The organism is Elstera litoralis, from assembly GCF_000963705.1.
GTDB classification, from domain to species: Bacteria; Pseudomonadota; Alphaproteobacteria; order Elsterales; family Elsteraceae; genus Elstera; species Elstera litoralis.
Genome location: NZ_LAJY01000365.1, coordinates 1 through 5,852 on the forward strand (window position 1 = coordinate 1; position 5,852 = coordinate 5,852).

Below are 5,852 nucleotides of genomic sequence, written 5' to 3' on the forward strand. Positions count from 1 at the left end.
CGAGAGCGAGAAGATCGTCGCTACCGGGCTGGTCGCCGCCGATATCGGCGGCCAAGGTCGCGAGGGCCGCGCGCACGGCAGCATGGGCGGCGGGCGTCGCGAGGCTTTGCGCGGCGTAGAGCGCGATATCGCCGTCGTTCAGCCCCGTCGCCGCGATTGTCTGGAGCCGCGCTGCCAGGGCGCGGGCCGCGACCGGATCAACCGTCAAAGCTTGGTCCAAGGCCGTCGCGATTTCGGCGCGGGTCCGGCGCAAGGGCTGAGCGATGGCGGCCAATGCGGCGTCCGCCCCCGTGGTCTGCTCGATGATCTGCCCGAAGCGGCGCGCATCGGCAATAACGGCGGCAAAAAGGTTCGAGATTGGCGGCATCGACGGCGGGGGTGAGCGCCCGCAACCGGGTTTCGAGACCGTGGAATGCCACTTTTTCGGTTGCGACCAGCAGCATATCGAGGTCGCTCAAGGCCTGATCGCCCCCGCCGCTCGCGCCCGCCAAGACCGCCAAACCCGGCAGGCAATCCGCCAGCATTTCGGCGAAATAGCGTAGGGTTTCCGTGTCGGCATGCAGCGCGCCTTCGGGCACCTCGGGGACGCCCGTGTGCAGGTCCGCGCTTTTTGCGCCAGGGTGCAGGGCCGCGTCGAGGGCGTGCAGCAACGCTTGCGGCGCGGGCTCGTCCAGACCGCTGACGATGCCATGCTCGCGCAGGAGGCGGATCCCGTCCAGGCTTTCGGCCAGCAGATCGCGGATCGCGGGCGTGAAGGCTTGGCGCTCGCTGCGCACTTCCGCCAGCAGGCTTTCGGCGTGATGGGCTAGGGCTTCGAGACCGCGCAGGCCGAGCACGCGGGCAAGGCCTTTGATCGAGTGGAAGCCCCGGAACAGTGCGGCAATCGCCGCCTTATCGGGCAGCTCGCCCTCCGGCAGAAACAGAATGGGTTCGATCTCGTCGAGATGCTGCTGGGTTTCAACGGCGAATTGTTCGACCAGATCGGAATTATTGGCGTTCATCGGGTTAGCGCCTCCCGCAGCGTCTGAACGAGCGGTGCGCCGTCCTCCCCCTCCCAGATCAACGGCAGCGGCCCGGCGGGTTTTGCGACCAGAGCGGTAGCCCCCGCCCGAAGCAGCGCACTTGCCGTAGCGCTCCCCGGCGCGGCGGCGCTGCTGAGGGCGAGGATGGGGGCGGGACCGAGCAAGGCGAGTTTGGCGATCACGGTCGCCGGATCCTGCGGCAGGCTATCGGTATCGATCAGGATGCGGTCTGTCGCCGCCGCGCCGCGCGCCGCCGCAAGCGCCGCATCCACCGAGGTTGCCGAGGCGAGAAGCTCAAACTCCCCCTGGAGCCGGTCCAACAGGAGGGCGTGCAAGACGGGCTCAAAGCCTATGAGAACGAGCCTCGGGTTCACGGACATCCTTTTCTAACGCAATGCCAGAGGGTTACAGGGGCGGCAGGAGCCGGTCGAGCGAAACCACGCTCATTAGGCGATCCTGGATGTGAAGAATTTGTGAAATCGGCAGATTATGGGCGTCTTCCGCCGGGCTAATATGGCTTTCCGGCACGGTTTCGATGCGCAAGACTTGGTGGACGATCACCCCGGCAATGCCGCCTTCAACCATCGCCAGCAGGCAGGGCGGGTTCGGCTCCAGCAGGATCGGCTCGCCCCCGCCGCTGAGGATCTGCCGCAGATCGATGACCGGCACCACGGCGTCGCCCACGTCGGCGAGCCCATGAAAGCCGGTGCCGCGATCGGGGATCGGCGTTACTTCGATCGACGCTTCCAGACGCTGAATGCGGTCGAGCGGCACGGCCAGGAACTCGCGGCCAATGCGCAACGTGAGATACTGATGGAATTCCATCGGCTTGACCGGGGCGGCCAGCGGGGCCGGGGCGGCGGTCGCGCGCGGCACCCACAAAGCCACCTCGTCGCGGATCGGGCGCAGCAGCGTTTCCGTATCGAGAATACCGACGATGGTTGCGTCGGATTTCACCAGATAGCTCGCGATTCCGGCGACCGGCTCGCGCAGCGCATGCACCTGATCGGCCGCGTAACGATCAATCCCCAGGCTGTGATCGGCAATGAGCGCCACCTCGCCCCCATCCAGTCCGACCACGACCCCCAACCTGCCGGGTTTGCCTTCTGGGCGGCCCAGCAGCGCGGCGAGCGAGAGGCCCAGCAGCGGCTCGCCGCGCCGGTTGAGCAGCCCGGCAATCCACGCGGGCGCGTGCGGGGCAGGGCGTAGGGTGGAGAGTTCCAGCAGTTCGACGAGGTGATCGATCTTGATCGCATAAACCTCGTCGCCGACTTCCAGCATCAAATAGGGTTGAGTTTGGTCGGGGCTGGCCTCGTCATCGTCGAGCGCGGCTGCCCCACTTTCCGTTGCCAGCAGCACCGCGCCGCTTTCGGCGAAGCTCATCAGGCTGGTGTCGGTCGTCAGATGGTCGAGGTTCAGCACGGACGTGCGCGCTGGCCCCTCGCCGAACTGACCGAGGATCATCGGGGCGGTGGCGCGCGCCTCGGGCGTTGCGAAGTTGATCTGCTCCGGGTCCACCTGGAGCATGGCGTGAACCTGATCGACCCGCAGGCCGACGCTGCCGCCGAGATCGGAAATCAACACGATAACGCCCGCTTCGCTCGATTGCAGACCGAGAATAGCGGCGAGGCCGATTTGGGGGACGACCTGGCCCATTGCCAGAACCAGCCCTTCAAACGGCGGCGGACTGAAGGGAAGGGGGGTAACGAAGGTGCTTTCGGTAACGCCGATCACCCGGTCGAGCGGGATGGCGAAACGCTGGCCCACCACAGCAACGGAGAGGTAGCGAACGAAGCCCTGAACGGCGACCAGACTTTTGCGTTCCACCGCGCCGTTCTCGGGCTGTGCCGCCATCGCTCGCAACCCTTCCCGCTTGTTCGATAGGGAGTGAGTATCGGGGCGTAACCCTTAAACATCAATGGTTTTCATTGAATGCCCGTAAAAGATGTGCCTGCGACCGGGGGTTAAATTATGTCCCAAGAATATCGGACAAGGGGGCGGGCGAAAGTGGCTCGGCGATGAGGTCCAACCCGTCTTCCAACTCGTCGAGATGATGCACCATCAGATCGGCGGCGCGGTCGCCGTCGCCGGCTTCGATGGCAGCGGCGATGGCCTCGTGATGGTCGGTGCCGCAAACGCGCGCGCGCGGGCTTTGGTAGAGAAGAATAATCAGCGAGGAGCGGGCGACGAGTTCGCGCAGAAGGCCTTCATAGAGCCGGTGATCGGCTTTGGCGGCCACGAGCAGGTGAAATTCCCCCGAAAGCCGAATGGCGGCGCGCTGGTCGCCCCGCTCCAGCGCGGCGCGTTCGGCGGCGAGATGGGCGGCAAGTTCGGCCCCGAAAGCGGCTCGGCGCGCGGCAGCCAGGCGGGCGATGACGGGTTCGATCAGCGTGCGCGCCTCAAAGACTTCGCGGGCGTCTTTGGGGGTGGGGCGGGCGATGAACGCGCCGCGATTCTTTTCGATGACGACGATACCTCGCGCGCCAAAGACTGAAGGGCCGCCCGCACGATGGTGCGGCTGACACCATAGATTTGGCCTAGATCATCTTCGCCCAGCTTCGTGCCGGGCAGCAGGCGGTGTTCCAGAATCGCGGTGACGACGCCCTGATGAATCGCCTGTGCCCGATCGACCGAGCGCCCGCCGCGCGCGGCCCTGCCCGGTTTCGAGTCGAAGGAGGGATCTACCAGCCCGCTCATCTATCGTCCTTCAATTGCATTTTGCCGAAAAGCAGCCGTTTTCTTTACCGCCCGGCGCTTGTTCACGCTACCAGCAAATTTTTGTATACGATCGTTGATTGTTTTGTGTGCGAATGCCCCAAAGTTCAGCAACGACCCACGCTGCTAGGGGTGGGAACCATGGAAAACGGCCCGGAAACCGATGGGTCAATGGTTGGCACAAGCTTTGCGATACAGGCTGGTATGCAGAGGGCGCGCATCTTGCGGGCGTCCCTGTCCCTCCGCCGACCGAGAGGCAAGGTACCGATGGCCGATCCCGCCCCGCTCGAACTTGTGGCCGTGACCAAACGCTATGGGACGACGGTTGCGGTCGATGCGGTCGATCTGAAGATTCCGGCGGGCACCTACTGCTGTCTGCTCGGCCCCTCGGGCTGTGGCAAATCCTCGACCCTGCGCATGATCGCGGGGCACGAGACGATCAGTTCCGGCGACCTCATTCTGGGGAATGCCAATGTCACCGATCTGCCGCCAGCGCAGCGCGGCACGGCGATGATGTTTCAATCCTACGCGCTATTCCCGCATCTCTCGGTGCTCGATAATGTTGCCTTTGCGCTCAAGATGCGCGGGATCGAAAAATCCATCCGCCATGAAAAAGCGATGCGCTTGCTCGATCTGGTGGCGATGGTGCCCTATGCCGCCCGGCTTCCGGCGCAACTTTCCGGCGGGCAGCAGCAGCGCGTGGCGCTCGCCCGCGCGCTGATTACCGAGCCGCAGATTCTGCTCCTCGACGAGCCGCTGTCGGCGCTCGACCCGTTCCTGCGCGTGCGCATGCGCGCCGAACTGAAACGGCTTCAGCGCGAACTCGGCATTAGCTTTATCCACGTCACTCACGGGCAGGAAGAGGCGATGGCGCTGGCCGATCTCGTGGTGGTGATGAACGGCGGCAAGATCGAACAGCAAGGTAGCCCCCGCGCGGTCTTCAACGCGCCGCGCACCGAATTCGTCGCGCGCTTCATGGGCGGGCACAATGTGCTGAAATCGCTCGACGGGCTGATTGCCGTGCGCACCGACCATGTGATCGTCGCCCCGATGGGCGGCCCCGGTCGCCCCGCCCGCGTGACCGAGGTGGAATATCAAGGCGCGTGGATCCACGCCAGCCTTACCGCCGAAGACGGCACCGAACTCATCGCGCTGGTGCCGGAAGCCGCCTACGATCTGAACCCGTTCCAGCCCGGCGCGATTGTTTCGATCACCTGGGACGCGGCCGCAGCCCACCACCTCGTTTAGTTTTTCGCCCCCCACGCCGCCGCGCCCTGCGTCGGCCTTCTATCAGGAGAGTATCATGACGGATCAGACGCAGAAGCCGACGGGCCTTAGCCGCCGCACGGTTCTCAAAGGGGCGGCGAGCCTTGTTGGCGTCGCGGCCGGATCGGGAACCCTCATCGGTGCCCCCTATGTGCATGCGGCGGAACCCAAGGTTCTGCGCTACCTCGGTACGGCAGTGAATGCGGGCGACGATATCTCCAAACGCTGTTTTGCCGATACCGGCATTAAAATCGAATATATTACCGCGACCACCGACGATGTGACCAAGCGCGTGATTACGCAGCCGAACTCCTTCGACGTGCTCGATACCGAATATTTCAGCCTGAAAAAAAAACTGGTGCCCTCGGGCAATATTTTGCCGCTGGAAGCGCGCCGGATTAAGGAATTCAACAATATCACCCCGGTTTTCACCAAGGGCGAATTGCCCAACGGCAAAAAAATCGGCGGCCAGGGCACGGCCCCGTGGAAAGTGCTCTACCTCGAAGGCAAGAATTCGAAGAATTTTGCCAAGAGCCCGACCGATTTCGTCACCCTGATTCCGACGGTCTATAATGCCGATACGCTCGGCATTCGCCCGGACCTGATTAAGCGCCCGATCACCTCCTGGTCGGAACTGCTGAACCCGGAGTTCAAGGGCAAGGCCTCGATCCTCAACATCCCCTCCATCGGCATCATGGATGCGGCGATGGTGGTGGAAGCGGCGGGGCTGCATAAATACGCCGACAAGGGCAATATGACCCGCGCCGAGATCGACCTGACCATGAAAATCCTGACCGAAGCCAAAAAGAACGGCCAGTTCCGCGCCTTCTGGAAGGATTTCAACGAAAG

General features: G+C 63.9%; 8 protein-coding genes. 2 read left to right on the forward strand and 6 right to left on the reverse strand.

All coding sequences use genetic code 11. From position 1 onward, the window contains the following. The 6 genes from VZ95_RS13700 to VZ95_RS29330 all read right to left on the reverse strand — a co-directional run. Positions 1 to 220, reverse strand: a 220-nt coding sequence (locus VZ95_RS13700) for a hypothetical protein (RefSeq protein ID WP_198148297.1), incomplete at its 3' end; no start/stop codon positions are given. Further along, the gene (locus VZ95_RS13705) at positions 198 to 1,001 is read right to left on the reverse strand and encodes an Hpt domain-containing protein (protein WP_045776350.1); all 804 of its coding nucleotides are present in this window, start codon (positions 999 to 1,001) and stop codon (positions 198 to 200) included. The genes VZ95_RS13700 and VZ95_RS13705, both read right to left, overlap by 23 nt. After that, positions 998 to 1,357, reverse strand: coding sequence for a response regulator (locus tag VZ95_RS13710; RefSeq protein ID WP_156995298.1), 360 nt, complete (start codon positions 1,355 to 1,357; stop codon positions 998 to 1,000). Before VZ95_RS13710 ends, VZ95_RS13705 begins: the two co-directional genes overlap by 4 nt. A gap of 70 nt (positions 1,358 to 1,427) precedes the next feature. Next, positions 1,428 to 2,876 (reverse strand): chemotaxis protein CheW, encoded by a 1,449-nt coding sequence (locus VZ95_RS13715; protein WP_045776352.1) that lies wholly within the window; start codon positions 2,874 to 2,876, stop codon positions 1,428 to 1,430. 115 nt (positions 2,877 to 2,991) lie between these two features. Further along, on the reverse strand, positions 2,992 to 3,495 hold the full coding sequence (locus tag VZ95_RS13720) for an FCD domain-containing protein (protein WP_198148299.1): 504 nt from the start codon (positions 3,493 to 3,495) through the stop codon (positions 2,992 to 2,994). After that, positions 3,408 to 3,719 carry a GntR family transcriptional regulator gene (locus VZ95_RS29330; protein WP_198148298.1) on the reverse strand — a complete coding sequence of 104 codons (312 nt, stop codon included), beginning with the start codon at positions 3,717 to 3,719 and terminating at the stop codon, positions 3,408 to 3,410. Before VZ95_RS29330 ends, VZ95_RS13720 begins: the two co-directional genes overlap by 88 nt. A 285-nt stretch (positions 3,720 to 4,004) precedes the next feature. Here VZ95_RS29330 and VZ95_RS13725 point away from each other — a divergent pair, with 285 nt between their 5' ends. Next, the gene (locus VZ95_RS13725) at positions 4,005 to 4,985 is read left to right on the forward strand and encodes an ABC transporter ATP-binding protein (protein WP_045776353.1); all 981 of its coding nucleotides are present in this window, start codon (positions 4,005 to 4,007) and stop codon (positions 4,983 to 4,985) included. Between the two features lie 55 nt (positions 4,986 to 5,040). After that, on the forward strand, positions 5,041 to 5,852 hold an 812-nt coding region (locus tag VZ95_RS13730), incomplete at its 3' end, for an ABC transporter substrate-binding protein (protein WP_045776354.1).

Coding starts and splice junctions, on each gene's coding strand:
- VZ95_RS13705 (WP_045776350.1), bottom strand. CDS start 1,001: ATGAACGCCAATAATTCCGATCTGGTCGAACAATTCGCCGTTGAAACC.
- VZ95_RS13715 (WP_045776352.1), bottom strand. CDS start 2,876: ATGGCGGCACAGCCCGAGAACGGCGCGGTGGAACGCAAAAGTCTGGTC.
- VZ95_RS29330 (WP_198148298.1), bottom strand. CDS start 3,719: ATGAGCGGGCTGGTAGATCCCTCCTTCGACTCGAAACCGGGCAGGGCC.
- VZ95_RS13725 (WP_045776353.1), top strand. CDS start 4,005: ATGGCCGATCCCGCCCCGCTCGAACTTGTGGCCGTGACCAAACGCTAT.